This window comes from Salegentibacter agarivorans (assembly GCF_900113135.1).
GTDB lineage: Bacteria > Bacteroidota > Bacteroidia > Flavobacteriales > Flavobacteriaceae > Salegentibacter > Salegentibacter agarivorans.
In genome coordinates, this window is record NZ_FOOH01000038.1 from 1 (window position 1) to 25,930 (window position 25,930).

At 35.9% G+C, this 25,930-nt stretch carries 28 protein-coding genes; 9 read left to right on the forward strand and 19 right to left on the reverse strand.

Going from position 1 to position 25,930, the window contains the following annotated elements:
* The 4 genes from BM084_RS18120 to BM084_RS18135 form a co-directional block, all read right to left on the reverse strand.
* The coding region (locus tag BM084_RS18120; protein WP_093306462.1) for an IS110 family RNA-guided transposase at positions 1-923 on the reverse strand (923 nt) is incomplete at its 3' end.
* Between the two features lie 185 nt (positions 924-1,108).
* The gene (locus BM084_RS18125) at positions 1,109-1,663 is read right to left on the reverse strand and encodes a hypothetical protein (protein ID WP_177195732.1); all 555 of its coding nucleotides are present in this window, start codon (positions 1,661-1,663) and stop codon (positions 1,109-1,111) included.
* Positions 1,664-1,792: 129 nt separating this feature from the next.
* Entirely contained in the window at positions 1,793-2,536 is a 744-nt protein-coding gene (locus BM084_RS18130) for a transglutaminase-like domain-containing protein (RefSeq protein ID WP_093306485.1), read from the reverse strand.
* A gap of 49 nt (positions 2,537-2,585) precedes the next feature.
* Positions 2,586-3,326, reverse strand: a complete 741-nt coding sequence (locus tag BM084_RS18135) for an AraC family transcriptional regulator (RefSeq protein WP_093306467.1) — start codon at positions 3,324-3,326, stop codon at positions 2,586-2,588.
* Between the two features lie 628 nt (positions 3,327-3,954).
* Between BM084_RS18135 and BM084_RS18140 the strand changes: the two genes are divergently transcribed.
* On the forward strand, positions 3,955-4,617 hold the full coding sequence (locus BM084_RS18140; RefSeq protein WP_093306469.1) for a haloacid dehalogenase type II: 663 nt from the start codon (positions 3,955-3,957) through the stop codon (positions 4,615-4,617).
* 21 nt (positions 4,618-4,638) lie between these two features.
* Here the strand turns inward: BM084_RS18140 and BM084_RS18145 are convergent, their stop codons facing one another.
* The gene (locus BM084_RS18145) at positions 4,639-5,103 is read right to left on the reverse strand and encodes a hypothetical protein (protein ID WP_093306472.1); all 465 of its coding nucleotides are present in this window, start codon (positions 5,101-5,103) and stop codon (positions 4,639-4,641) included.
* A 240-nt stretch (positions 5,104-5,343) separates the two neighbouring features.
* Here BM084_RS18145 and BM084_RS18150 point away from each other — a divergent pair, with 240 nt between their 5' ends.
* Positions 5,344-5,556: a hypothetical protein gene (locus BM084_RS18150; RefSeq protein WP_075327077.1), complete on the forward strand. Its 213-nt coding sequence runs from the start codon at positions 5,344-5,346 to the stop codon at positions 5,554-5,556.
* A gap of 151 nt (positions 5,557-5,707) precedes the next feature.
* Entirely contained in the window at positions 5,708-6,661 is a 954-nt protein-coding gene (locus BM084_RS18155; RefSeq protein WP_093306474.1) for an aldo/keto reductase, read from the forward strand.
* A 209-nt stretch (positions 6,662-6,870) separates the two neighbouring features.
* On the opposite strand, the gene hisS is transcribed toward BM084_RS18155, so the two are convergent.
* Complete coding sequence (gene hisS, locus BM084_RS18160) at positions 6,871-8,241, reverse strand: histidine--tRNA ligase (RefSeq protein WP_093306487.1); 1,371 nt, start codon at positions 8,239-8,241, stop codon at positions 6,871-6,873.
* Positions 8,242-8,409: 168 nt separating this feature from the next.
* On the opposite strand from hisS, the gene BM084_RS18165 reads away from it, so the two are divergent.
* Complete coding sequence (locus BM084_RS18165) at positions 8,410-9,657, forward strand: ABC transporter permease (RefSeq protein ID WP_075327079.1); 1,248 nt, start codon at positions 8,410-8,412, stop codon at positions 9,655-9,657.
* Between the two features lie 152 nt (positions 9,658-9,809).
* Here the strand turns inward: BM084_RS18165 and BM084_RS18170 are convergent, their stop codons facing one another.
* The 4 genes from BM084_RS18170 to rpsF form a co-directional block, all read right to left on the reverse strand.
* On the reverse strand, positions 9,810-10,286 hold the full coding sequence (locus BM084_RS18170; protein ID WP_093306477.1) for a DUF6495 family protein: 477 nt from the start codon (positions 10,284-10,286) through the stop codon (positions 9,810-9,812).
* A gap of 264 nt (positions 10,287-10,550) precedes the next feature.
* The gene (rplI, locus tag BM084_RS18175) at positions 10,551-11,000 is read right to left on the reverse strand and encodes a 50S ribosomal protein L9 (protein ID WP_075327081.1); all 450 of its coding nucleotides are present in this window, start codon (positions 10,998-11,000) and stop codon (positions 10,551-10,553) included.
* Positions 11,001-11,012: 12 nt separating this feature from the next.
* Positions 11,013-11,312 carry a 30S ribosomal protein S18 gene (rpsR, locus tag BM084_RS18180; RefSeq protein WP_075327082.1) on the reverse strand — a complete coding sequence of 100 codons (300 nt, stop codon included), beginning with the start codon at positions 11,310-11,312 and terminating at the stop codon, positions 11,013-11,015.
* Between the two features lie 2 nt (positions 11,313-11,314).
* Complete coding sequence (gene rpsF, locus BM084_RS18185; RefSeq protein WP_075327083.1) at positions 11,315-11,656, reverse strand: 30S ribosomal protein S6; 342 nt, start codon at positions 11,654-11,656, stop codon at positions 11,315-11,317.
* Between the two features lie 325 nt (positions 11,657-11,981).
* Between rpsF and BM084_RS18190 the strand changes: the two genes are divergently transcribed.
* Complete coding sequence (locus BM084_RS18190) at positions 11,982-12,695, forward strand: LytR/AlgR family response regulator transcription factor (RefSeq protein ID WP_075327084.1); 714 nt, start codon at positions 11,982-11,984, stop codon at positions 12,693-12,695.
* A gap of 121 nt (positions 12,696-12,816) precedes the next feature.
* On the opposite strand, the gene priA is transcribed toward BM084_RS18190, so the two are convergent.
* From priA to nadC, 5 genes are all read right to left on the reverse strand, one after another.
* The gene (gene priA / locus BM084_RS18195) at positions 12,817-15,270 is read right to left on the reverse strand and encodes a replication restart helicase PriA (RefSeq protein WP_093306479.1); all 2,454 of its coding nucleotides are present in this window, start codon (positions 15,268-15,270) and stop codon (positions 12,817-12,819) included.
* An 80-nt stretch (positions 15,271-15,350) separates the two neighbouring features.
* Positions 15,351-15,788: a DUF2147 domain-containing protein gene (locus BM084_RS18200; RefSeq protein WP_075327086.1), complete on the reverse strand. Its 438-nt coding sequence runs from the start codon at positions 15,786-15,788 to the stop codon at positions 15,351-15,353.
* A gap of 12 nt (positions 15,789-15,800) precedes the next feature.
* Positions 15,801-16,364 (reverse strand): chalcone isomerase family protein, encoded by a 564-nt coding sequence (locus BM084_RS18205; RefSeq protein WP_075327087.1) that lies wholly within the window; start codon positions 16,362-16,364, stop codon positions 15,801-15,803.
* 26 nt (positions 16,365-16,390) lie between these two features.
* On the reverse strand, positions 16,391-17,308 hold the full coding sequence (locus BM084_RS18210) for a YihY/virulence factor BrkB family protein (RefSeq protein ID WP_093306481.1): 918 nt from the start codon (positions 17,306-17,308) through the stop codon (positions 16,391-16,393).
* 3 nt (positions 17,309-17,311) lie between these two features.
* Entirely contained in the window at positions 17,312-18,169 is an 858-nt protein-coding gene (nadC, locus tag BM084_RS18215) for a carboxylating nicotinate-nucleotide diphosphorylase (RefSeq protein WP_075327089.1), read from the reverse strand.
* A gap of 51 nt (positions 18,170-18,220) precedes the next feature.
* On the opposite strand from nadC, the gene rlmH reads away from it, so the two are divergent.
* The 4 genes from rlmH (at position 18,221) to BM084_RS18235 (ending at position 21,964) form a co-directional block, all read left to right on the forward strand.
* Positions 18,221-18,694 carry a 23S rRNA (pseudouridine(1915)-N(3))-methyltransferase RlmH gene (gene rlmH, locus BM084_RS18220; protein WP_075327090.1) on the forward strand — a complete coding sequence of 158 codons (474 nt, stop codon included), beginning with the start codon at positions 18,221-18,223 and terminating at the stop codon, positions 18,692-18,694.
* Between the two features lie 8 nt (positions 18,695-18,702).
* On the forward strand, positions 18,703-19,275 hold the full coding sequence (locus BM084_RS18225) for a non-canonical purine NTP diphosphatase (RefSeq protein WP_075327091.1): 573 nt from the start codon (positions 18,703-18,705) through the stop codon (positions 19,273-19,275).
* Between the two features lie 63 nt (positions 19,276-19,338).
* Complete coding sequence (locus BM084_RS18230) at positions 19,339-21,132, forward strand: DEAD/DEAH box helicase (RefSeq protein ID WP_093306483.1); 1,794 nt, start codon at positions 19,339-19,341, stop codon at positions 21,130-21,132.
* Positions 21,133-21,208: 76 nt separating this feature from the next.
* Positions 21,209-21,964: a carboxypeptidase-like regulatory domain-containing protein gene (locus tag BM084_RS18235; protein WP_075327093.1), complete on the forward strand. Its 756-nt coding sequence runs from the start codon at positions 21,209-21,211 to the stop codon at positions 21,962-21,964.
* Here BM084_RS18235 and BM084_RS18240 read toward each other — a convergent pair.
* From BM084_RS18240 to BM084_RS19320, 4 genes are all read right to left on the reverse strand, one after another.
* The gene (locus BM084_RS18240) at positions 21,961-22,503 is read right to left on the reverse strand and encodes an SRPBCC family protein (RefSeq protein WP_075327094.1); all 543 of its coding nucleotides are present in this window, start codon (positions 22,501-22,503) and stop codon (positions 21,961-21,963) included. The two genes, BM084_RS18235 and BM084_RS18240, sit on opposite strands and share 4 nt — an antisense overlap.
* 22 nt (positions 22,504-22,525) lie before the next feature.
* The gene (locus BM084_RS18245; protein WP_075327095.1) at positions 22,526-23,185 is read right to left on the reverse strand and encodes a TrmH family RNA methyltransferase; all 660 of its coding nucleotides are present in this window, start codon (positions 23,183-23,185) and stop codon (positions 22,526-22,528) included.
* 171 nt (positions 23,186-23,356) lie between these two features.
* Positions 23,357-25,321: a CHRD domain-containing protein gene (locus tag BM084_RS19475; RefSeq protein ID WP_075327096.1), complete on the reverse strand. Its 1,965-nt coding sequence runs from the start codon at positions 25,319-25,321 to the stop codon at positions 23,357-23,359.
* Positions 25,322-25,699: 378 nt separating this feature from the next.
* Positions 25,700-25,930 (reverse strand): hypothetical protein (locus BM084_RS19320; RefSeq protein WP_218152261.1); only part of this gene is annotated, 231 nt, incomplete at its 5' end.

Below are 25,930 nucleotides of genomic sequence, written 5' to 3' on the forward strand. Positions count from 1 at the left end.
ATAACCGGGTCGGTTCTAATGGCCTGCCAGGCAGCTTCCACATAATAAGAGCGAATGAGCCCGTGACACCGTGGACTCATTCCCATAGATCTGGAAGTAGCTCCGCTTTGATATATACCGGGAACCAGCCCTACATATCCTGCAAGGTGTTTGAGGCTGCTAAAACGTCTGAGATCTCCCAGTTCTGCAATAATTCCTACCGCTACAATTCCGCCAATTCCCGGAATACTTCTTAGCAGGTAGTAGTCCTCTTTAAAATGTTTACGACAGTAGGCCCTGAGCTGACTGGAAACATCACGAAGCTCTTTATCTATAAACCTAAAGGTGCGCATCTTACTGGCCATAGTTTCCCGGGCAGTAGGATAATTAAACTGTTGGCTATCTACCCAATTCCGAAAAGCGTGGCTCCAGTGATCATTATCAAACTCCGGAGGAACTTTGATTCCAAAATAAAGTAGCTGCATCTTGATCATACATTTGATGCGCCTGAGGTCTTTAACTAATTCGTTCCGGCGACGGAAGAGACTGCGTAATTCTTCTCGTTCCTTACCTGGAACTATAATTCCTTCCAAACGCCCGTCCTTAAGTTCCCGACTAATCAATTGGGCATCGATACGGTCGGTTTTGGTATGGCGCTCCTTTCCTTTTCGATGGATATCAGCTGGATTTACCACCAGGGATTTCCAACCGAAACTCTCGAAGCTACGATGCGCAGAATAGCCACAACAACCAGCCTCATAAGCAGTGGTTACCTGGTAATCGGGAAAATGTTTCTGAACGTATTGATATAATTTCTCTGGCTCAGGTGGCATGGTAAAAGATTTCCCAGCAAAAAGATCTGTGCTGCAGTGTATCTTCCAGCTTCTCTTGTGGATGTCAATTCCTATGAATAACTTTGGTAAGGCAGTAACTCGGGTTTCCATATCTTTAGTTTTTATAGTGATTATTAAAGATACTCGATTACTGCTTTTTCATTGATGCTATAAAAACTGTGCGCTGGCGAGCGTGATTATCCGTAGGACAAGTGAGCTCGGAATTCCGATTTAAAACAGGTCTTAGCATTATTTTTATATATTGTTGTTGCAAGTTTTTCTTCTCTAATTTAGTTTTAGAGGAGGCGTGGCGGTGTTGTAATCATTTCTAAAGCTCTATCTCTGAAGTATATTTTCAAATATAAAGTATCAGAGTACTTGTTATTCAAATGATTAAACTTATTAGAGAGATCAGTTAATAGGCTTTTAATTTCATCCGATTCTACATTATCCTCAAAATAGATTTCTATCCCAGCACGATCTGGTGAGTCCGAATAATTAAAATCTTGTCCTTTATTCAAGAGATGTCTTTTCAATATTATCTCTAAACTATCTATAGAGTGTTTAATATCATAATTTGTTAGAATCGAATCGTTTTGGATAAATATTCTTGATCTGAATGTCGGACAACTAACAATATTACTCTCTGAGCACTCGTACCAAGGGAGAAGTTTAAATCTATTTTCTTTTGTTGAATAATTAATAATTGGAACCGAATCATTGCAAGCTGCTTTGTCAATTTCTTTCAATAACTCAGCATAATTGCTAATGCTATCAATAAAAATATTTTTACGATTTGTAATCTTTTTAAGCTTTTCTTTTTCAGGATAGAAATAAGCTCCTTGTTCCAAATTTTTATTCTTTTGGTCACAAGAGAATAAAATTAGAATCATCAAAAATGATATGTAATTTACATTTTTCAAAATTTGCTACCACGCCGGGCTAAAAGCGTTGCTGTCCCGCAGGGCAGCTATGATTTTTTAGCCATTGTTACTCACCGTTCTTCTTATTCTTTCTACATTCTTATTCATTAAATGTCGAACATAATTCTGGTATATCCACCTTTTGAAAGGACTGAGTTTCTGTTGATGTAGTTTGTAAAAGTCATCTGGGGTGTCAAAAAGTCCAAAGTCCTGGTTGATTCCTTTCTCTTGGATATATGTGTGATTTTGATTCCAATAAACTTGTGGTCTTTGAAAATTATTTGTGTAGGCACCATAGCCGCAAAATGTTGTCTTACAATCAGAGAACTTTTCTTGTAAACCTGTTAGGTAAGGTTTGTCAAGAATAAGCCCTTCTAAATTGAACCATTCTTCATTAACATACACTTCGACCCAACTGTGAAGAATATTTGTTGGAGAAAGTTTATACCAAATTCCTGTAATTGCACCTTTCTGAAGGGTTTTATGGATGGTGAAACCATGCATTCTGTTGGGAATACCAACTGCTCTTAATAGAGCCATAAAAAGATTCGCCTTTGTGTTACATTGACCGAATCCATCTTTCAATACTTCTGAAGCTGAAATGTTGTCCGCGATGTTGTAGCCAAATTTCACATCATCTTTCACATAATTGTAAATGCTCTTTACTTTATCTATTTCAGTCATTTTTTTCCATCCTCTGTCCCTAATCAAGGATGTTATTGAAGGATTGTCAAAATCTAAGATGTCCGTTCGTTTCAGATATTTTTTAAAGTCTATCGCCTTTTCAATTTGCTGTTCCATATCAATATCGTTTTTGATTTGTATACCAAAGGTCGTTTGACCTGTAAACTTAAACTTGAACAAACTGGCTAATCTTTAAAAAATCACGAGGGCTGAAGCCAAAGTTTTCTTTAAAAACCCTACTGAAGTGGGCGTTGTCAGAAAACCCAACTCCAAGTGCAATCTCTGTAAACGACTTTTTACCGAACTGAGTTATACCTTTAATAAGTTTGTTCCATAGTTGGGCTCTCCTGTAAGTAATTCCTGTCTCTTCTTTGAAAAGGTGAAGAAATCGACTTGATGAGACATTAAAATGATCTGCAATTTCATCAAGGGATACTACTCTGTCGAAATGGTTTGATAAATAGACTAAGGCGTTATTAATTCTTTCATCGCCTTTGTGGATAGCTGAACTACAAAAACAGTCGTGTTTTTCTATAATTGAATTTAGCTCTTTGGCTAAAACCTGCTGCGGATTCGTATCAATCAATGCTCTTCTTAATTCCAATGCAGGTGTCAGATTGATTTCTTGAATTTCCTTATCTGATAGATGATTCCAAAAATGACCGATGGTCGAAGCGGGATTGATTAGAAGTAAAAATTGGCGAGTATTGGAAATAATCTGATGGGCCACATTTGACTTAATCAGTATTGGCTGTTCAGATTCGAAGGTGCCATCTTTAGTTTTTAAAATCACCTTACCATTAATTGGAATACTCAACTGAACAGCATAGTGCTTATGTTGCTGGTTATTTTCAAAGCTACCAACAAACCAACCAAAGTCTCTATCAATATGTACTGTATTCGTCATTTTTAAATGGTGGGTACCATTGATGCCCTTGCAGTTAGCGATGAATCTGCTATTTTTAATTCCCTAATTAAATATAATCAGGGTTTACTTTAAGTTTAAAAACTCGAAAAGAATATAGAAGTCGCATCTATTTAGGATAACCAACTTCATTCTATCTATGCGAGTAAACGTTGAAATATAATAGTGTAGGGAATCCAAATCTATAAATTATCCACGCAAGTATAAAGCGTTTTTCTTATAGTTATTAACAAATTATTAAGAATAAAAGCGATAATTGAATAATTTATGGATTTAAATAAATAAATTAGTCAATATAAATGAAACTGGATTATTGAAAAAAATACTCTAAATATTGTGAAATTTAACCTCTAAAGCTGCTATTTCCTACTCATTTTCCTATAGACATTAAACTAAATATAGTAAGGGAACATCACAAAAAATTATATAGTGATCTCCTTCGTTTGTTAATTAAGCGTCCGACAAAATTGCTTTCTAGAAATTGAGGACTTCATCAAGTGCATCATCGGTTGGTCTCGCTACTACAAATCCCTTCTTTTTCAGAAGGGATTTTTTTATGCTTTTTATTTAAAGAAAACTTATCTTTCCTTTTCTAAAACATTGATTTACAATGAAACCAAAAATTATAATTTTTGATGTAAATGAAACTCTTTTAAACCTTATTCCGCTAAAGGAAGAAATAAACGCCGCGCTGGAAAACGAGATGGGTTTTGATGTTTGGTTTCCGAAATTACTTCACTATTCCCTGGTAGAAACTTCTACCGGCAACTACCAAAATTTTAGTGAAATTGCCGCTGCAACTTTTAAAATGATTTCAGAGAAATTTGACAAGAATTTTTCTGATTCAGAAATTAAGAATATTCTTTCTGAAATTACTAGGCTCCCTGCCTATCCCGATGTAAAACCAGGTTTGAAACAGCTAAAAGATGCTGGTTTTAAGCTCATCGCTTTTAGCAATGGCAAGCCAAATGTTCTCAATGCACAACTTGAATTTGCTGAAATAGCTTCATTTTTTGATGGAATTCACAGCGTAGAAGAAATAAAAAAATATAAACCACATCCTGAAAGTTACAGGTATATTCTAAAAAAATACGAGGTAACCCCCAAAAGAGCAATGATGGTGGCAGCACACGCCTGGGATATAGTGGGTGCCCAGCGGGCAAACCTTCAAACCTGTTTTGTAGAAAGACCCGAAAAAAAGTTTTACAATTTAGCCGAAAAACCTAATTTTTGGGTAAAAGAAATAACAGAAATTGAAGAGAAAATAGGGTGAAAATTAACTTCAACTACGCATTTAGATTAGCGAGTACACCATACCTGCACTTATTCCGAATAAAATATGTGCAATTATAAGCTGTAAATAGAATTGGCTGAAATCTATTTCTGGCGGATTTTGATTTAATTTAAACATTATTTTCCAACCAAATATCCCAATTATTCCCGCAGCCAAACCAAGAACAGCCCCGGAAATTATATCTGCAGAAAATTGAGTGTATTCCCATATGAAACTAAAAACCAACACAAAAAACCAACCGATTAAATAATGTATAAGCCAACCCAAAAAATGATTCTTTGATGGTTTCTGTTCAATAATTTTAGAGCGTGAAATTAAAGAGTTGAGCAACTCCGGTTCCCTAAATTGCTTAGATTTAAAATTAGACACTACGTAGCTAAATAAGGTCATAACCGATGTAGCAACCAATCCCGAGACTAAAATTGTAAATACATCCATTGCTCTTTCTTTATATCCAAGGCTCATAATAGCAATAATGCTATCCGCCTCGGTCCATTAAAATATTTGACTAAATAAAATAAAAAGAAAGATAAAAATTGTTTCTAAAAAGAAATTGAGGCTTAACAATTAATTGACTTTAAATTAACCTTGCGCTAATTCTTGTGCTTTATATTGAAGCCAAATCTTAATAGAAACTAAGTCGAAAAATTCGGTTTAAGTAGAGTGAAAGCCCTAATGCCTATTTGAATTTCAAAATATAACTTTATGAAACTAATAATAAAAGTATTATTAACATTAGGCGTTTTAGCCGGAAGTTTCGTGATGATTGGTTCTTTTACATTTGATCAGGAAAATGTTGTAGACGCGCCGCCCAAAATATTTGCTTTGGTTTTGGGGCTGGGAACAATTGCTGCTATTTATATAATATGGCGCAGAAAAAGTCTAACTACTGAAGAAGATAATACTACCGATTATTAAAACCACTTCAACTTTATCTTTACCACCTCGAATACTAAATAACTCTTCTTAAAATATCCACCGCTTTTTACAAAGTTAAATCTTTCCAAAACCTTTACTATAATTCGCCTTTCTGCTAACTGATAGCTAATTTTAAAGAAAAAATAAAGCAATGGAAAAAGTTGAATTAGGAAAATCTGGTTTAAGATCGGCACCAATTATATTTGGAGGAAATGTTTTTGGATGGACATTAAATGAAAAAGAGTCCTTTAAAATGTTAGACGAACTTTTTGAGCTCGGTTTCACCACCATAGACACCGCAGATGTTTACTCCCGTTGGGCAGATGGCGTTCCACACGGCACTTCAGAAAGAATTATTGGTAAATGGATGAAAGAACGCAAATTACGCGATAAAATTACTTTAATTACTAAAGGTGGATCCAGTTTACAACCCGGAGGGCCAAAAAATAATACGCAAGATTATCTTACCGGTGCAGTTCAGGATTCACTTTCGAGACTGCAAACCGATTATATAGATTTATATTTTACGCATTTTGATGATGGAGAAACCCCTGTGGAAGAAGCCCTGGAAGCTTATCAAAAGTTTATAAAAAAAGGAGAAATAAAGCATATTGGTGCTTCAAACTTTTCTGCAGAAAGATTACAAAAATCCCTGGATGTAGCCACTGAGAAAAACTTACCGGCTTATGAAGTTTTTCAGCCTGAATACAATTTAATGGTGCGTGATAAATTTGAAGGGGATATTAAAGAAATTTGCACCAGGAATAACTTAGGCGTAATTCCTTATTTCTCACTCGCCAGCGGATTTTTAACCGGGAAATACCGAACTAAAGAAGATTTTGAAGGCAAAGAGCGTAAAATGTTTGCCGATAAATTCCTGAATAATCGTGGTAAAAAAATCCTGAAATCCCTTGATAAAATTTCAGAAAAACATGATGTTTCGCAAGCTGCTGTTGCTCTTGCCTGGTTAATAAACAGACCCGGAGTAAGTGCCCCAATTGCCAGCGCTACTAAGTCTTCACATCTTAAATCCTTTACCGAAGCGGTAAAGATCTCTCTTTCTAATGAAGATATGGAGATTTTAAATAAGACCAGTGAAGAGTAGAAATACTATATAGAGATTGCTTCAGCTAAAAGCTCTTCACACAACAAAATTATTCAGTGTAACTTACTTTTATCCATTAGTATAAGAGAACGTCATGCTGAACTCGTTTTAGCATTTAACAAGATAATACTTAAGCTAAACTTAGACCCTGAAACCAGTTCGGGGTGACGTCTAATCCACAATTTAAAAATTTACATCAGCATATTTAATTACCTTAAAACCTTTACCAATTCAGCGAAATCAACTTTTTGTTGCTCGCCAGATTTCATATTTTTCAGAGTAAATTTTTCAGCTTCCATTTCTTCCTCTCCAGCAAGAATTACAAATGGAATTTCGCGCTTGTTGGCATAATTCATCTGCTTTTTCATTTTGGCTGCATCTGGAAATAGTTCAGCAATAACACTTTCGTTTCTCAATTTATTTACTGCTTTTAGCGCGTAAAGTGCTTCTTTATCACCAAAATTGATAAAAAGTGCCTTGGTGTTTTGGGTAACAGCTTCAGGAAAAAGATTGAGTTCTTCCAGTACCAGGTAAATTCGGTCCAGGCCAAAAGAAATTCCCACGCCACTCATATCTTTTAAGCCAAAAATTCCGGTAAGATCGTCGTAACGGCCACCGCCACCAATTGAGCCCATTTTTACATTTTCGGGAGCCGAAACTTCAAAAATTGCGCCGGTATAATAATTGAGTCCGCGGGCAAGAGTAACATCTAAGTCAAGTTTTGCAGTTTTTAAAGGCATCTCCTGGATAGCTTTTTCAACAAATTCCAGTTCTTTAATTCCTTCCATACCGGTTTCCGATGAACTCAGGATTTCTTTAATTCCGGCTATTTTTTCAGTAAAATTACCGTGTAATCCAAAAATTGGCTGGATTTTTTCAATAGCAGTTTCAGAAATACCTTTTTGCAGCATTTCTTTTTTAACGCCCTCTTCCCCTATTTTATCCAGCTTATCTAGGGCAACAGTAAAATCTATAAGTTTGTCTTTTTCACCAATCACTTCAGCAAAACCAGATAATACTTTTCGGTTATTGATTTTAATGGTTACACCTTCCAATTTTAATGCTGAAAAAACGGCATCGTATAATTGTACGAATTCAACTTCCTGCCACAAGCTTTTGCTTCCAACAACATCGGCATCACATTGAAAAAACTCTCTAAATCGTCCTTTCTGCGGCCTATCGGCTCTCCAAACCGGTTGAATCTGGTAGCGCTTAAACGGAAAATCTATTTCATTTTGATGTTGCACCACGTACCGGGCAAAAGGCACCGTAAGATCGTAGCGGAGGGCTTTTTCACTAATTGAAGAAGTAATCTTTAAGCTATCTCTTTTTTCATAAGCTTCGTTATCTGCTTTTTTAAGAAAATCTCCGGAATTTAGAATTTTAAAAATTAAACGGTCTCCTTCTTCCCCATATTTTCCCATCAGGGTATCTGAGTTCTCGAAACTTGGAGTCTCTATTGGCTGAAAACCAAACTTTTTAAATTCGGTTTTAATTACATCAAAAATATAATTTCTTTTGGCAACTTCGGCCGGGTTAAAATCTCGAGTTCCTTTTGGAATAGAAGGTTTTTGTGCCATACAATCTTGAGGAATAGTTTCCTTTTTTAGTTTAAAGTTAACGCCGCAAACCGGCTGAAACATTGCTGCAAATATCTTAAATTTTACCCGAACCCAAACAAATTTCAGATTTTAAGTAACATTCTGCTACTTATGAAGTCTAATTAAATAGCACTGAAAAAACATTCTATGTTCGGGTTATTAAAAGAAAACATAAGCATCGCTTTTAATTCCATTAAAAGTCAGCTACTTAGAACTATTCTTACAGTTTTAATTATTGCCATTGGGATAACTGCTCTGGTTGGGATTTTAAGTGCGGTTACCGCGCTGGAAAACACAATTAGCAGCGATTTTGCCTCAATGGGTGCAAATACTTTTAATATTCAGCGGTACGATTTCAATTCACAGCGACAGGGTGGCGGGGAAGTTGAAAAAATTAATCCTATAATTAGTTATAGGGAAGTGAAAAAATTTGAAGAAAATTTTCAATATCCTAAAGCACAAACTGCAGTTTCCTTTACGGGAACTACTGTTGCAGAAGTTAAATATATTAATGAAAAAACCGATCCTGAAGTACGTGTAATTGGCGTGAACGAAAATTTCCTGGAAAATTCTGGGTTAAATGTAGAAGCAGGACGTGAATTCAACATTTTTGATATTCAGAATAATAATAATGTAGTAGTGCTTGGAGCCGATTTTGCCAAGCCCGAAGGTCTTTTTAAAGGAGCAGATCCTATAGACAAAATTATTAGCATTAGAGGAGCAAAATTTAGAGTTATTGGGGTTTTGGAATCAAAAGGCTCTACTTTTGGAAACAACCAGGATTTACGTGTTTTAATGCCTATTCAATTGGCGCGGTCTATGTTTACCCAACCTCAGATAAATTATGCGGTAAGCGTTAAAGTTGACGATAAGGAATTGTTAGAAGGCGCGCAAGACGAAGCTATTTTAACTTTCAGGAATATACGGAAATTGAATCCCATGGAAGAAAATAATTTTGGGATGGAACGCAGTGACGATCTTATTAACCGCATTTTCTCTATTACCAGTTATCTTAATTTTGCAGCCTGGATAATTTCTATAATTACCATTTTTGGTTCATCAATCGCTTTAATGAATATTATGTTAGTGAGTGTAACCGAAAGAACGCGAGAAATTGGAGTAAGAAAAGCCTTAGGTGCAAAGCGAAAAACTATAGCTACCCAATTTTTTATGGAAACACTTATAATTGGACAAATTGGTGGAATTGTAGGTATTATCTTCGGAATATTAATTGGGATGGCCGTTTCTGCCGCAGCCGATTTTAACTTTACCACGCCCTGGGTGGCTATGATTTGGGCTACTGCTATAACTATTCTTGTAGCCATTTTAGCCGGAAGTTATCCCGCCGCCAAAGCAGCCAGGCAGGATCCCATTGAGTCGCTTAGGTATGAGTAGTGAGTAGTGAATAGTGAATAGTGATTTTTCTTTAAATGTAATCCCTTAAAAAAGGCATAAATAGGAAGCCCAAGTTTTACTGTTTTCAGCCTTTTCTTATACTAACCTTTATATTAATTTATTCCAGTTAGTATTCCAGGATTCTACAAAGCTTATTTGCTTTCTACCATATTATCAAAATACTTATAGAGCTCACCCTTTGTGATATTGGCTCCCTGCTTAATTAACGCGAAAATATCTTTATTTCTATCGTCACTTAATGCTTTAGATGAAGTATAAATATTCACAGATTCGTCAAGCAAATTAGTCTGTAACCAGCTGTAGCCTTTTCGGGTAGTTAGATCTACTCCTTCATGTTTAATTTTAATGGCAATAAGATGAATAGTAACTTCGGTAATATGAAATAAATAGATTTGATTTGCAGAAAAGTGCTCCAGATATTCTACTTTATTAAGAACCCCTTCCCAAATTAGATCGCTAAAAACATCAAGTTCCTGCTCTGCAGCCTTTGGCTTGTTCTTTTTAATATCTTCCCACTCATCTGCAGTAATAGATTGTGTAGCAAGGAAATTAATAAATTCCTGCTTCATTTCTTCAAACTGCTCTTTGGTTAATCTGGAATATTTCATTTTGGTAAAAATTAAAATTAACTTTCAAATTCCATATATTTAAAATCGTCATTCTAAATTTATTTCGGAATCTAAATATTTGGAATGCCAACATGTTAGAAGCTGAAACCAGTTCAGCTTGACGATAATAAAGATCCCTAGCTTTGTCGGGATTAATTCGACCAACTAATTTACGGCGTAGCTTCGCTACTTGTAAATTAGGGTCTCATTAGAATAAGAAAAGCCCACTACTGGAGCGGGCTTTTAACTTTGTAAAAAAATAAATTAAGCTTCAGCTACAACATCAAAATTGTAAGTAGAAATCACTTCACGATGAAAACGTAAAGTTGCTTCGTACTGTCCTAATCTCTTGATGTTACCACCAGCTATAGTAATATATTTCTTATCGATTTCAATGCCTTCTTTTGCAAGAGCATCGGCTAAATCTGCATTGGTGATAGATCCAAATAATTTGTCTCCTGCACCGGCTTTAGCTGTTAACTTAACTTCTACATTATTAAGTTTTTCAGCTTGCTTTTTAGCTTCGTCGATAAATTTTTGCTCTTTATAAGCTCTTTGTTTCAGGGTCTCCGCCAAAACTTTTTTAGCTGAAGGAGTTGCAAGATGTGCATATCCCTGAGGTATAAGATAATTTCTACCGTAACCGTTTTTAACGTTTACAACATCATCTTTAAAGCCTAAATTATCTACGTCTTGTTTAAGTATCAATTCCATAATTGCCTCTTTTTATTTTAGTAAATCACCAACATATGGCATTAACGCAAGGTGACGTGCTCTTTTCACAGCAACAGCCACTTTTCTTTGGTATTTTAAAGAAGTTCCTGTTAAGCGACGAGGCAATAATTTTCCCTGCTCGTTTACGAAACTCATTAACCAGTCTGGATCTTTGTAATCTATATACTTAATTCCAGATCGCTTAAAACGACAATACTTTTTCGTTTTACTGGTCTCTATATTAAGAGGAGTAAGATACCTAATCTCTCCGTCTTTTTTTCCTTTTGCTTGTTGTTCAATAGATGTAGCCATACTTACGCTTTTTCTTGTTGTCTTCTATTTCTTCTTTTCTCAGCCCAGGCGATAGCGTGTTTGTCTAACTTTACAGTTAAATAACGCATCATACGCTCGTCTCTTCTAAAAGCAAGTTCCAACGGCTCTATAGCCTCTCCTGGAGCTTTGAATTCAAACAGGTGATAAAACCCGCTTTTTTTGTGTTGAATTGGATAGGCTAATTTTCTAAGCCCCCAATCTTCTTTCGATACCATCTCGGCCCCTTTAGAAACAAGAAATTCTTCGTATTTCTGAACTGTCTCCTTTATCTGCTCATCAGATAAAACGGGATTCAAGATGAAAACAGTTTCATAAGTGTTCATAAAAATTTACTTTAAATTTATTTGGCTGCAAAAGTAACTCAATTATTTCTATTATCAAAGCTTAAAAGTAAACTACCATATAGTAATTTAAAGAGGCATTAATAAAGAAAAAAGGTTTGATTTTTAAGTCAGGTTTCAGAATATTTAGATTTTGATTAAACCAGTTTTGGAATAAAAAATTAGAATATTTTAACACCAGGGTTAAAGCACTTCATTTCTTACTACAAAATGAAAGATAAGCTTGAAATTTCACCTATGATTTTAAAGTTTATCTTGTGATTTAAGTATTTTATGTTTAATATTGTTATTACTTAACCTAACTACTGTGGAAGAAATTTTACTCAAATGTATTGTTGTTGATGATTCCAGCTTGCAGCGATTATCTATCGTAAAGTTGATAAAAGACCATGCTAATCTTAAGCTGGTTGCCGAGTACAATAACGCTATTGAAACTAAAAACGGCCTGCTCGATAATGAAATAGATTTGATATTTCTTGATATTGAAATGCCCGTATTAACAGGTTTTGAACTTCTTGACGATCTTCCCAACAAACCACAAATTATCTTTGTAACCGGGAAAACACAGTATGCTTTTAAAGCTTTTGATTATGATGCCGTAGATTATATTCATAAACCGGTAACTAAAGAGCGTTTTAATAATGCCGTAAATAAGGCGATAAATCTTTACAAATTAAAACACCAGATCTCTGCACCACCAGAAGATGAAGATTATATTTTTGTAAAAAGCAATCTTAAAAACCGAAAGGTTTTCCTCAATAAATTAAAATATATCCAGGCCCTGGGAGATTACGTAAAATTTGTTACCGAGAAAGAAAATTTTGTAGTTCTCGCTACCATGAAATCTTTTGAAGAGCAACTTCCCAACGATAAATTTCTGCGAACCCATAAATCTTATATAGTAAACCTTGATAAAATTGAGCGATACAATTCTAAGAACATCGAAATAGATAAGCAGAAATTACCACTTAGCCGTCACAAGAAAAGCAATTTGGTTGAAGCTTTAAGTGCGATTCAGTAAATTCTAATTACCCTACATCCTATTATACTATCATCAACCTGAACTATTTTTAGGTTTTAACTTGTTACCACAATAGATCCTGAAACAAGTTCAGGATGACATCCAGGAAAAATCAGTCTAATTATATAGGATCCACATTAATCACCACTTTAACACTTCTAAAAGCGCCAATAGCATTAAAACTTCCCATAATTTTTTGCAGTACTTCTTTTGTTTTCCCTAAAGATTGTTGCTGCGGAATTTTAAGCAAAATATTTTTATAATATTCGTTTCTAATTCTGGCTACGGGTGGAAACTCGGGACCAAGAACGTTCTCTTTAAAAACGTTTTTCATTCCTGCGGCAAGCCAATCTGCAGCATCATTGGTTTTCGAAAAATCACGACATTTTAATGTAATTCTTATTAAACGATGAAAAGGCGGATATTTATAATTATACCGCTCTTCTAATTGGTCTTTGTACATTCCCGCATAATCTCCCATGGAAACCTGCTGAATAATCTGGTGATGCGGATTGTAACTTTGAATTAAAACTTTTCCACGCTTTTTTGTTCTTCCTGCCCTTCCCGCAACTTGCAGCATCAACTGGAAACTGCGTTCATGGGCTCTAAAATCAGGGAAATTCAGCAAATTATCAGCATTCATAATTCCCACCAGGTTTACTTTTCTAAAATCGAGACCTTTGGTAAGCATTTGAGTTCCTATTAAAATATCTATTTCCTGTTGTTCAAAGGCATTTATTAATTTTTCATAGGCATATTTTCCGCGGGTGGTATCCTGGTCCATTCTCGCGGTTTTATATTCGGGAAAAATGGCTTTTAATTCAGTTTCAATTTGTTCAGTTCCAAAACCTTTGGTGGTAATTTCAGAACTATCGCAAGCCATACATTTCTTTTGCATCGCAATATGATAGCCGCAATAATGGCACCGTAACTGGTTGTTATGGCTGTGATAAGTTAAACTCACATCGCAGTTAGGGCATTGTGGAGAATGACCGCAAGTATTGCATTCCAACACAGGAGAAAAGCCCCTGCGATTTTGAAATAAAATTACCTGTTCCCCTACATTCAGGGTTTCTTTAATTTCCGAGAGCATTCTATCAGAAAAATGCCCCTTCATCTCCTTCTTTTTATATTTTGTTTTTATATCTACAATTTCCATTTCGGGTTCCAGGACATCACCATATCTTCGATTTAATTCTACCAAAGCATATTTATGATGTTGTGCGTTAAAATAAGATTCTAAAGAAGGAGTAGCCGATCCCAAAATAGTTTTCGCTTTAAAGAAATTCGCCAAAACCACGGCCGCATCCCTGGCGTGGTATCGTGGGGCAGGATCAAATTGTTTAAAAGAAGTTTCGTGTTCTTCGTCTACCACCACTAAGCCGAGATTTGCGAAAGGAAGAAAAATTGAAGAACGGGCGCCAATCACTATCCTCGCTTTTTCTGAATCTTCTAAAATATGCCGGTACACTTCTACCCTTTCATTTACCGAATATTTACTGTGATAGACCAAAACTTTATCTCCAAAATAAGCTCGCAACCTTTCAATTAACTGGGTGGTTAAGGCAATTTCAGGCAAAACATAAAGTGCCTGTTGGCCATTCTCAATAACCTCTTCTATAAGTTTGATATAAATTTCAGTCTTCCCTGAGGAAGTAATTCCGTGGAATAAACAAACCTCCTGTTCTTTGAGACCTGCCTTTATTTCTGAAAAAGCTTTCTGTTGAATTTCACTTAACTGAATCCCTGTTTCTGAAGCATTGCCATTAAACGTAACTCTATCGGTTTTTTCGTAATATTCCTCGAGAATTTTCTTAGTGATCAGGCTCTTTATAATCGTTGCCGAAACCCCTGATTTTGCGCTTAAATCTTTTACTTTTAATGGTTTTTTATGCTGTGCTTTAATGCTGAAAAAACTTAGTAAAGCTTCTTTCTGCTTTGGGGCTTTTTCTAAATCATCCAGAAGGCGATGCATTTCGGTTTCATTATCATAAACCGGGTTCAATTTTACAAAGCGCATTTTTTTCGGCTTATACTGCTCATAAATTTCCTGGTTAAGAACCACCAAACCTTTTTCTACCAGGGCATTTATTACCGGTAATACTGCTTTTTTATCCAGGATTTTCATCACTTCCTGGATTTTTACCGAAGACTGTCGCTGCAAAGCTTCAATCACCAAAAACTCTTCATCTTTAAGCTGATTTTCATCTATTTCAGCATCTTTAATTAGCTGTACAATACTTTCACTTTCCAGTAAAAACGCACCGGGTAAAGCAGCTTTAAGAACATCGCCTTCAGCACACATATAATAGGAAGCAATCCAGGCCCAGAATTTTAGTTGATGTGCTGTAACCAACGGACTTTTATCTAAAATCTGGTTAATAGGTTTAGCCTCGTAAACCTGCGGCGGATTTTGATGAATTTTCCCAACAATAGCGGTATATACTTTCGATTTTCCAAAGGGAACAGCAACTCGCATTCCTTCTTCCAAAAAATCGGCTTCAACTTTACTTATTGAATACGTGAAGCGTTTTTGTAAGGGCAGCGGCAAAATTACATCTATAAAATAGGCCATATGGAAATTGAAAGTTTACTCAAAAATAAAAACCATCCTTAAATAAGAATGGTTTTAATGTTTTAAATTTTAGAAAGTTTTTATTCGGCTCTTTCCCAAACCTTAGTTTTGTAGAAAAAGGCGATATAACCTCTTACATTTAGTTTATCGGGATTGTTTTCATCAACCCAAATTTTACCTTTATATTCTTTCCCAGATTTTGGATCTATTAAGGTTCCATTTATATATTCGTCGCCATCTTTTTCAAAGTCACGAATTACATTTAGGCCTTCTATAGGTTTGTTTTTAAGCTCGCCAGGGCATTCGGTGCATTTTTGGTCACGATCTTCTTCTTTAGTAATTTTTATCACTTTACCGTGAACTGCATCGTCTTTTTCATAAATCTCTATTATAGAATTTACGCGCCCGGCATCGTTTACTACCTTCCATTTACCAAAAACCCCTTGCGCATGGATTCCTGAAGAAATCAGTAAAAATCCACAAATTAGTAGGTTAAGTAAGTTGAGTTTGGTTGTCATTCTATTCTTGTTTTATTGTTTACCCAGCATTCCTTCTTTAAGGTCATCATCTGCCGGATCGTTAGAAAGCCAAATTCCAAATAAAGCCTTTTTAAACTCCATTCCTTCAATTGAACCGCTTTCTTTTCCGTTTCTATAAATTACTGAACCTCTTGATGGTAAATAAACAATATCAAACACATCTTCTTTATTAATTTCATCTTTAAAAAAGCTGATGAACTTTTTTATTTCTGCTGAAATTGGGGCTGTATTTCCACCGGTTGAGCTTTCAAAACCTTCAGTAACCGCGTCAATCATTCGGTCGCTGGTAATCATTTTTGAAACTATGTGCAATCTTATTGCCATAGCTTCATCTTTATTCATTATTTCTGAAGCATTTCCAGATTTATTTTTAAGGTAAAGTCCGCCGGCATACATATCCATCCAAAACTTTTCTCTAACTCCGGCGCCATTCAGCGTCATTGTTTCAGAGCCATATTCTAAAGTAGCAGGTAAAGTAGCACCTCCAATTTCGGTTTGTGCTGAAGTTAAATTTAAGCCGAAAACGGCTACTAATACAACTAGTAATTTTTTCATTTCTAATGTGGTTTTAGGTTGTTAAGTTATTTAATTTTTTTCTTCATTTTTATTAAAGAAGCATTTAATTCAAATCCTAAGAGCAATATATTAGAATTTAACCAGATATACACCATTAAAATTAGCAATGCCCCAATAGAACCATATAATTCGTTATACGCTGAAAAGTTTTCTATATACAACCCAAAGAAATAAGTGGTTATAATTATTAATAAAGTAGTAAAAAAGGCTCCTATAGAAAAGAATCTTGCCTGCCTGGCTTCTTTAGTGCCAAAATAATATAACATGGCCACTACAATATAAATTAGTAAAACAAACCCAACATATTTTACAATGGCAGCGCCTCCATCTGTTGCCAGGCCTAAATCCTTTAAATCGTCCATTGCATAAGTTAAATAGACTACCAGTATAATGGTAAGAAGCAACAACAATGCCATAATAAGCGATATTCCCACGGCTACCAGGTATTGTCTAATTATAGACCTGTTGGCGTTAGTATGGTAAGAAAATTCAAACCCGGTAAAGATCGCGTTTATTCCATTGGTCATTAAAAATATAGAAACTATAAAAGCAATAGAAAGTAGTCCACCTCGCGGCGTATTGGCAATATCCAGCAAAATATCATTAAAATATTCCTGGGTGTCTGGAGGTAATAAAGATTCCATAAAAAGCAGGAATTGCAGCTGGAAGTCGTCTATAAACTGGATATAGGGAATTAAGTTAAGCATAAACAGCAAGAACGGAAACAGCGCCATAAAAAAACTAAATGCAATGGCACTTGCCCTGGTAGAAAAGGTTCCTTTAATAATTCCTCCCGAATAAATTTCCCAAAGATCGTATAGCGATAGGCCATCAAAGCCGGGCAAAATTATAGCCCTGGTCTTTCTCTCCCACCAATTTGAAAATTGTTCTAATTTAGACAGAAAGGCTTTTTTTGGAGCCATACCTTATATTGCTTTTAAGCTAAGATCTAAGTTATAAACCGAATGCGTTAACGCACCACTGGAAATATAATCTACGCCGCATTCTGCATATTTACGGGCCGTATCCAGGGTGATTCCGCCGCTGGATTCTGTTTGGCATTTACCATTAATAAGTTTTACCGCGCTACGGGTATCTTCATAATTAAAGTTATCTATTAGAATACGGTGAACACCTTCATTTTCTAAAATTTCTTTAATTTCCTTTAAATTTCTCGCTTCAACAATTATTTTAAGATCAAGTTTATTGCTCTTAAGGTAATCTTTAGTTTTGTTAATTGCCTTAGAAATTCCGCCGGCAAAATCTATATGATTGTCCTTTAACATGATCATATCATACAAAGCAAACCTATGATTCTCCCCTCCGCCAATTTTTACTGCCCATTTTTCCAGCGCTCTAATCCCTGGAGTGGTTTTTCGGGTATCCAAAATTTTAGTATTAGTACCTTCCAGTTTTTGAACAAAAGTATTTGTTTTGGTAGCTATGGCGCTCATTCTTTGCATAGCGTTTAATACTAATCTTTCGGCCTTTAAGATTGATTGTGAACTCCCTTCAACAAAAAAAGCCACATCTCCCCTTTGTATAGTTTTACCGTCTTTAAGTAAAACTTCAACTTTTAACTCGGGGTCTACTTTATCAAAAACCTGAAGGGCAAAATCTACTCCTGCCAAAATCCCTTTATCTTTCACCAGGAGTTTAGCTTTTCCTATAGCTTCTTTAGGAATACAGGCCAGAGAGCTATGATCACCTTCTCCAACGTCTTCTCTAAGCGCATTTTCAATAATTAGGTCTATTTCTTTTTCAAATTGTTCTTTTGAGATCATTTGCAATACTTATTTTTGTAAATGTAGCAAAGTCTGCGTTAAATATACCGAATGACCATAAAATTACTCTGCATAGGAAAGACTGATAACAGGGAGCTTAAACAGCTTATTGAAGTTTATAAAAAACGCCTTCAGTTTTATAATAAATTTGAAATTGAAATTATCCCCGATCTTAAAAAGACGAAAAACCTTGATGAAAATCAACAAAAGGAAAAAGAAGGGGAATTAATTCTGGCTAAAGTTCAGAATTCAGATTTCCTGGTGCTTTTAGATGAAAACGGAAAAGAATTTTCTTCAGAAAAATTTTCAGTATACATTCAAAAGCGATTAAATAGTGGGCTCAAGCAACTTATTTTTGTAATTGGTGGGCCTTATGGTTTTTCTGAAGCGATTTACCAAAGAGCCAATTCTAAAGTAGCACTCTCGCAAATGACTTTCTCTCATCAAATGGTAAGACTTTTCTTTACCGAACAGCTTTACCGCGCTTTCACCATCTTAAAAAACGAACCCTATCACCATCGCTAAAAATAACTATGGAACTTGTATTCGCCACGCATAATAAAAATAAACTTATTGAAATTAAAGCACTTTTACCACATTACATCAAACTTCTCTCTTTAGATGATATTGGTTGCGATGAGGAAATTCCGGAAACTGCCGATACTATTGAAGGTAATGCAATTTTAAAAGCAGAATATGTTAAAAACCGATACGGTTATGATTGTTTTGCAGATGATACCGGGCTGGAAGTTGAAGCGCTAAATGGAAAACCGGGGGTTTATTCTGCTCGTTTTGCAGGAGAAAATAAAGATGATGCCGCAAATGTGAAAAAATTACTTAGCGCGTTAGAAGACAAAGAAAATAGAGCCGCACAATTTAAAACTACCATTGCTTTAAATTTAAACGACAGGCAAAATCTCTTTACAGGAATTTGCAAAGGCGAAATTATAAAAGAAATACGCGGAGAAAAGGGTTTTGGTTATGATCCTGTGTTTAAACCAACTGATTTTGAGAAGACTTTTGCCGAAATGAGCCTTGGTGAAAAATCAGAAATAAGTCATCGTGGAAAAGCCTTTAGAGAGCTAATCGCCTATCTTTCAAAATAAAAGAACTAGATAGGTGTATATTGCTATGTAAGCCGTACCTTTGCCGCTTATTTAATTTTTTATATGAACAAATTTGAACAATTAGGTTTAAACCCTTCTATTCTTAAAGCAGTCGAAGAAATGGGTTTTACAAGCCCAAGTGAGATACAGGAAAAAGCGATTCCTGTTTTACTAAACGAAGATACCGATATGGTGGCATTGGCCCAAACCGGTACAGGAAAGACAGCTGCTTTTGGATTCCCGCTTATCCAGAAAATAAACGTAAGTAAAAAACATACCCAGGCATTAATTCTTTCACCAACACGTGAACTTTGCCTGCAAATTACCAACGAATTAAAGAATTACTCGAAGTTTGAAAAAGGTCTTAATCCGGTTGCTATTTATGGTGGGGCCAGCATTACAGACCAGGCCAGACAAATTGAACGTGGAGCTCAAATTATTGTGGCTACCCCGGGACGTATGCAAGATATGATAAATCGTAATCTTGTAGATATTTCTAAAATAGAATACTGTGTTTTAGATGAAGCAGATGAAATGCTAAATATGGGCTTCTTTGAAGACATTAAAGCAATTCTTTCTCATACTCCAAAAGAAAAGCATACCTGGTTATTCTCTGCAACTATGCCTAAAGAAGTTGCAACAATTGCCAAGAAATTTATGCGTACGCCTATTGAAATTACTGTAGGTTCTAAGAACCAGGGAACATCTAATGTTTCCCACGAGTTTTACCTGGTAAATTCAAGACAACGTTACGAAGCTTTAAAAAGACTGGCAGATGCCAATCCAGATATCTTTTCGGTTATTTTTTGCCGAACAAAAAGAGATACTCAAAAAGTAGCTGAAAAACTTATTGAAGACGGATACAGCGCTGCAGCTTTGCACGGTGACCTTAGTCAGAACCAAAGAGATTTGGTGATGAAAAGTTTTAGAAATAAGCAAATCCAGATGTTGGTTGCAACAGATGTTGCTGCCCGCGGAATTGATGTAGATGATATTACTCACGTAATCAACTACCAACTTCCTGATGAGATTGAAACGTACACTCACCGTAGTGGTCGTACCGGTCGTGCTGGCAAGAGCGGAGTTTCTATGGTTATTGTTACCAAAAGTGAAATGCGTAAAATTAAAAGTATTGAGCGTATTATTCAGCAGAAATTTGAGCAAAAAGATATTCCTGACGGAATGGAAATTTGCCGCGTGCAGCTGTTTCACCTTGCAAACGATATTAAAGAAACCAAGATTAATCACGATATAGATGCGTATCTACCGGGAATTAATGAGGTTTTAGAAGATTTTACCAAAGAAGAACTTATTAAGAAATTCTTTTCTGTAGAATTTACTCGTTTCTTCAATTATTATAAAAATTCTGAAGGTTTAAGTTCTCCCTCAGCTCCTGCAGATGGTGGTGGTTCTGGAGATTCTACACGTTACTTTATAAATGTAGGTGCAAAAGATGATTTTGACTGGATGAGCTTAAAGGATTTCCTTAAGGCTACTTTAGATCTTGGTCGTGACGATGTTTATAAAGTTGATGTAAAAGACAGCTTCTCTTTCTTTAATACCGATGCAAAAAATACCGAAACTGTTTTAAGCACCTTTAAAGACTTTAAACACCAGGGTAGATATATTAATGTTGAAGAAACTACTGATACCGGCGGACGTGGTAAACGCGGCGGCGGTGGCGGTGGCGGCCGAAAAGGCGGAAAATTCAACAAAGGCGGCGGCAAACCAGACTTTAAAGGAGGTGGGCGTAGACGTTCAGACGATTTTAAAGGTGGTTCTGGAAAAGGAAAGAAATCTGGAAACCGAAGCAAAAACATAGAAAGCTCTATTAAAAGAAGACGGAGCAAAAATTAAATTCACATCTGGCGCCTAAATTTTCAATTATGGCATTGTTTTTTATAAGTATTTTATAATTTAGGCGCCAATTGTTATGAAGAAATTCCTTTTTACCTTTTTACTACTTTTTTTAGCTTTTCAGGCATTTTCACAGGATGTTGTATCGGGAACCGTTATGAACGCTGCAGATGATAAACCTATTGAAAAAGTCCATATTGTAAACCTAAACCAAGTTAAAGGTGCCGTTAGTGAAGAAGACGGATCCTTTGAATTACAGGCCACAGTTAACGATACTCTCTATTTTTCTTATCTTGGATTTAGACCTATAAAAGTTAGGGTTACCAACGACTGGCTGAAATATGGAAATGTAAAGGTTAAAATGACCGAGTTGGGAATTGCTTTAGAAGAAGTGGTTTTAAAACCGGTTACTCTTACCGGATATTTAGAGATTGATGCCAGAAACATTCCTATTTATGAGAATAACCGCTATAGCATCTCGGGCTTAAATGCCGGTTACGAAGGTGGAGATAATTCTGCTAGTGCGGTTTCCCGTACTTTGGGCGCTATCTTTAATCCTGCCGATTTGATGCATAATATTTTTGGAAAAAAACCAAAGCAAATGCGAAAATTAAGGCAAATGAAAGAAGATGATGAAATAAGAACACTTCTACGTAATAAATTTGACAGAGAAACTCTTATCGCACTTCTTCCAATTAATAAAGTAGAAATTGATGAAATCTTACAGCGCTGTAGCTATTCTAAAGATTTTTTAAGATCGGCAAACGATTTGCAAATTTTAGACGCTTTAAGCGGTTGCTACGAAGAATACAGGGTTTTACAAAGAAATTAAACCTTCACTCCTTTTTCCATAGTGGTTTTTAAACTAATTAGGCCTTTTTCGAGATCCTGACCCATTAATTTATCGGCACTATAAAACAAACTTATTACTGAAAGTGGAAACGGTAAATTACCGCGAATTCCCCAAACTACTTTAGATTTTCCCGGTTCCAGTTCTTTTGCTGCAAAATAAGTAAGCATACTCACTTTTACCGGTTTCACAAATAGCACGCGAGTCTCAAAAACTCTTGGATGTTTTACTTTTATAATTTTTTGAAGCCCTTCCCCTATTTCATTATTCTTACTTTTCCAGTAAATAGCCGCTCCTAATTTTCCATCCTCACCTTTATGCTTTAAAACTGCTTCAGGATGTTTTGCAAACCAGGGCACCCAAAGCGGATGTTTCTTTAATTGCCGTACATAACTAAAAACCAAGTCACGTGGGGCATTTATTACCATTGTTCGGCTAATGTCATACCTTTTCTTTGCCCAGGCATGGAGAAAAGCTATAAAAGTAATAAAGGCAATAAGTAGGTAAAAAAAGAGGGTCATTAGAAAAAATTATTCAACTAATTTAATGATTTTCTGTATTGAATTGCGCTATAATTGAATCTGAATTTTTAATACATTTTTTTAGCCATTCATATTTCAGGTTAATTTTATCTTCTTCAGAAAGTTGCCAGTTAATTTCACTGCTTTTTAACCTGGAAGTAATGCTTTGTAAAATAATAGCTGCAGAAACCGAAATATTTAGACTTTCAGTAAAACCAAACATGGGAATATTCAACCTGCAATCGGCCTCATTTAAAGTTTCATCACTTAAACCTTCTTTTTCGGTTCCGAAGAAAATAGCTGAAGGTTTTTCTATATTAAAATCTTTTAGAGCTGTGCTTTCTCCATAAGGTGTAGTTGCCACAATTTGATAGCCTTTTTTCCGTAATTCTTGTATGCATTCTTTTGAAGTGGAATACCTGTTTACATCTACCCATTTTTGGGCACCCATTGCGATTTCGCGATCAATTCTTTTAGGTTTGCGTTCTTCTATTACGTGAATATTCTGAATTCCAAAAACCTCACAACTTCTAATTACTGCACTGGTATTATGTAATTGATATACATCTTGGGTTGCGACTGTAAAATGATTGGTTCGTTCTGCAATCACTTTATCGAATAAAGCAATTCGTCGCGGTGTAAGAAATGTTTCAAGATGTTCTATAAGACTGGTTTTTTGCATGGGCTAAAATTATAAAACCCCACTTGAAGCGGGACGTTTTCACGAGAATATTTTTTAAAATTTTCTACTGAAAAAAATTGAAATTATAATTCATAAAAAGTTTAAAATGAATACAAAAAAACCCGGCCTCATTTAGGCCGGGTTTTTCACTCTAACATCAACATTTAAGTTCTAAGAATTAGAACCAACATTACCTTGAGCTACAAGCGTCTCTAAATCTTCAGCACTTAAGTGCACATTTAGATAACCGTCATAGTCTAAAAGTCCGTTATAGTCAATCATATCTGCATCTTCCCCATCAAAAGCTGATACATTAGTCATACTCATTCCGGTATCACCATTCACTGCATTTAGAGAAATGGCAATATCTCCGGGAGCATCTTCAACAGAGCCCACGTGGATATGCGCAGGGTGTTCTCCACCATCAGGAGTTCCATCTAACATTATAGTTACCAGAGTTTCGCCATTTACACGTTCTTCAAACATTGCAGTTCCCATTATTCCATCAACATCTACACTTCCAAGATCATAAGAAGCAGATTCGCCGGTTAGTTCATTTTGGCCTATATCACCCTGAGCTACAATAACTCCAAGTTGATCTGCACTTAAATGAACATTTACATAACCATCATAATTTAATACATCTTCGTAACCAAATGCGGTATCATCATCAAGCATCGCAACGTGAGTCATACTCATTCCGGTAGCTCCATTTACAGGGTTAAAAGTGAAAGCTATATCGCCACCTTCAGCGGCAGTTCCCATATGGATGTGAGCAGGGTGCATTCCGTCTTCTGGAGTTCCGTCTAGCATAATAGTAGCTAAAGCTTCCCCACTCATTCTTTCTTCAAAAATCACAGAACCACTAATTCCTTCAACAGCTCTTTCTCCTAATTGGTAAGTTTTGCTTTCTCCGGTTAATTCATTTGCTCCTATATCTCCCTGGGCTACAACAGTAGCCAAATCTTCTGCACTTAGGTGAACGTTAACGTAACCGTCGTAATTCAGTACTTCTTCGTATCCAAATTCGGTATCATCGTCTAACATTTCAACCTGGGTCATACTCATTCCGGTTGTTCCGTTTACCGGATTAAAAGTGAAAGCTATATCGCCTGGGCCTTCCGTAAAAGAACCCATATGAATATGTGCAGGGTGCATTCCATCTTCAGGAGTATTATCTATCATAATAGTCGCCAGGGCAGCACCACTCATACGTTCTTCAAACATTACCGTTCCACTAATTCCTTCAACAGCTCTTTCATCAAGCTCGTAAGATTTAGTTTCGCCAGTAAGTTCATTACCACCTATATCGTTTTGAGCTACAAGAGTTCCAAGTTCATCTGCGCTTAGGTGAACATTTACATAACCATCATAATTAAGTACATCGTTATACAAAAATGCAGTACCATCGTTTAATTCCGCAACATTGGTTTTACTCATTCCGGTAGCTCCGTTCACTGATGTAAAAGTAAAAGCAATATCTCCCGGTGCTTCTACAACAGATCCTATATGAATATGTGCCGGGTGCTCACCATCCTCTGGAGTGCCATCAAGCATAATGGTTGCTAAAGCTTCACCATTTACTCTTTCTTCAAACATTATATTTCCAGAAATTCCTTCTATAGCTCTTTCTTCAAGCATATAGTTTTTAGACTCTCCGGTAAGTTCATTTTCACCGATATCTCCCTGTGCAACCAAAGTACCAAGATCGTTGGCACTGATGTGAACATTGATATATCCATCAAAATTTATAGCTTCTTCATAAGTAATACTCGTTCCATCATCTAGTGTAGAGAAAGTAGTTGTACTCATTCCGGTAGATCCATCTACAGGTTCAAAAGAAACTGCAATATCTCCACCTTCTGCAGCGGTATTATAATGAATATGTGCGGGGTGCATTCCTCCATCTGGAGTTCCCTCTAATTCCAGCTCAACGGTGGTACTGTTATCTTCATTTTCCATAAAAGTAGCTGTACCCGAAATTGAAGGATCGGCAACGGAGTAAAGTTGAAAGGATTTTGTTTCCCCCTCAAAATCATCGCCCCCTCCATCGGGGTCTACTGCATCATCATCGCTGCTGCAGCCCATAAACATAAACGGTAGTGCTATAAAAATAGCAAGTAAGAATTTTTTCATAAGTTTAAAATTTTTAAGTTATTAGTAAATTAGAGATAAGAAAAAGCAACAAAACGCTTTTTACGTTATCAAATCTATAGATAGATACGAGGGAGCTGGATTTAACGGATGTTAAGGTTTGTAAAAATGAGGCACAAATAATGTTAAAGGAATTATTAGCAGTGAAGGGAGACTTGTTTTAAACGTTATAGAATAAAATTTAAAATTGCTATTTTAAGTTAGATTAGAATTTTATATACTAAAAGATAAAAAAGAAGTTTCCAGAACAGGAATAGCGTAAAATCGAGTAGGAAGATAGGGATTAATTCCCTATCTGTCCTCTCACACCACTCAGCGTACGGATCCGTACTGAGCGGTTCCCTAATTTATGTTCTAACTTTAGAATAATAATCCAGCAGAAAAGGGTAGCCAGCCTGTCTCAGTCTGTGCGTGGTGATGGTCCTTGTGAGGATAAAGCTGTTGGCGATATGCCAGTGACTTTTCCTCGTGTTGGCATATTCCCACGCTTTCCACTTGTTCAGGCCAAGCTTGATAAGCATCTTTCCTTTCGTGCGGATGCGTTTCCATTGTTTCCAGATACACATCCTTAGACGTCGACGGTACCAGCGA

Excerpts from the sequence above, each read along its gene's own strand:
- BM084_RS18130 (WP_093306485.1), bottom strand. The coding sequence starts at position 2,536 with ATGGAACAGCAAATTGAAAAGGCGATAGACTTTAAAAAATATCTGAAA.
- BM084_RS18135 (WP_093306467.1), bottom strand. The coding sequence starts at position 3,326 with ATGACGAATACAGTACATATTGATAGAGACTTTGGTTGGTTTGTTGGT.
- BM084_RS18140 (WP_093306469.1), top strand. The coding sequence starts at position 3,955 with ATGAAACCAAAAATTATAATTTTTGATGTAAATGAAACTCTTTTAAAC.
- BM084_RS18145 (WP_093306472.1), bottom strand. The coding sequence starts at position 5,103 with ATGAGCCTTGGATATAAAGAAAGAGCAATGGATGTATTTACAATTTTA.
- BM084_RS18150 (WP_075327077.1), top strand. The coding sequence starts at position 5,344 with ATGAAACTAATAATAAAAGTATTATTAACATTAGGCGTTTTAGCCGGA.
- BM084_RS18155 (WP_093306474.1), top strand. The coding sequence starts at position 5,708 with ATGGAAAAAGTTGAATTAGGAAAATCTGGTTTAAGATCGGCACCAATT.
- hisS (WP_093306487.1), bottom strand. The coding sequence starts at position 8,241 with ATGGCACAAAAACCTTCTATTCCAAAAGGAACTCGAGATTTTAACCCG.
- BM084_RS18165 (WP_075327079.1), top strand. The coding sequence starts at position 8,410 with ATGTTCGGGTTATTAAAAGAAAACATAAGCATCGCTTTTAATTCCATT.
- BM084_RS18170 (WP_093306477.1), bottom strand. The coding sequence starts at position 10,286 with ATGAAATATTCCAGATTAACCAAAGAGCAGTTTGAAGAAATGAAGCAG.
- rplI (WP_075327081.1), bottom strand. The coding sequence starts at position 11,000 with ATGGAATTGATACTTAAACAAGACGTAGATAATTTAGGCTTTAAAGAT.
- rpsR (WP_075327082.1), bottom strand. The coding sequence starts at position 11,312 with ATGGCTACATCTATTGAACAACAAGCAAAAGGAAAAAAAGACGGAGAG.
- rpsF (WP_075327083.1), bottom strand. The coding sequence starts at position 11,656 with ATGAACACTTATGAAACTGTTTTCATCTTGAATCCCGTTTTATCTGAT.
- priA (WP_093306479.1), bottom strand. The coding sequence starts at position 15,270 with ATGGCCTATTTTATAGATGTAATTTTGCCGCTGCCCTTACAAAAACGC.
- BM084_RS18200 (WP_075327086.1), bottom strand. The coding sequence starts at position 15,788 with ATGACAACCAAACTCAACTTACTTAACCTACTAATTTGTGGATTTTTA.
- BM084_RS18205 (WP_075327087.1), bottom strand. The coding sequence starts at position 16,364 with ATGAAAAAATTACTAGTTGTATTAGTAGCCGTTTTCGGCTTAAATTTA.
- BM084_RS18210 (WP_093306481.1), bottom strand. The coding sequence starts at position 17,308 with ATGGCTCCAAAAAAAGCCTTTCTGTCTAAATTAGAACAATTTTCAAAT.
- nadC (WP_075327089.1), bottom strand. The coding sequence starts at position 18,169 with ATGATCTCAAAAGAACAATTTGAAAAAGAAATAGACCTAATTATTGAA.
- rlmH (WP_075327090.1), top strand. The coding sequence starts at position 18,221 with ATGACCATAAAATTACTCTGCATAGGAAAGACTGATAACAGGGAGCTT.
- BM084_RS18225 (WP_075327091.1), top strand. The coding sequence starts at position 18,703 with ATGGAACTTGTATTCGCCACGCATAATAAAAATAAACTTATTGAAATT.
- BM084_RS18230 (WP_093306483.1), top strand. The coding sequence starts at position 19,339 with ATGAACAAATTTGAACAATTAGGTTTAAACCCTTCTATTCTTAAAGCA.
- BM084_RS18235 (WP_075327093.1), top strand. The coding sequence starts at position 21,209 with ATGAAGAAATTCCTTTTTACCTTTTTACTACTTTTTTTAGCTTTTCAG.
- BM084_RS18240 (WP_075327094.1), bottom strand. The coding sequence starts at position 22,503 with ATGACCCTCTTTTTTTACCTACTTATTGCCTTTATTACTTTTATAGCT.
- BM084_RS18245 (WP_075327095.1), bottom strand. The coding sequence starts at position 23,185 with ATGCAAAAAACCAGTCTTATAGAACATCTTGAAACATTTCTTACACCG.
- BM084_RS19475 (WP_075327096.1), bottom strand. The coding sequence starts at position 25,321 with ATGAAAAAATTCTTACTTGCTATTTTTATAGCACTACCGTTTATGTTT.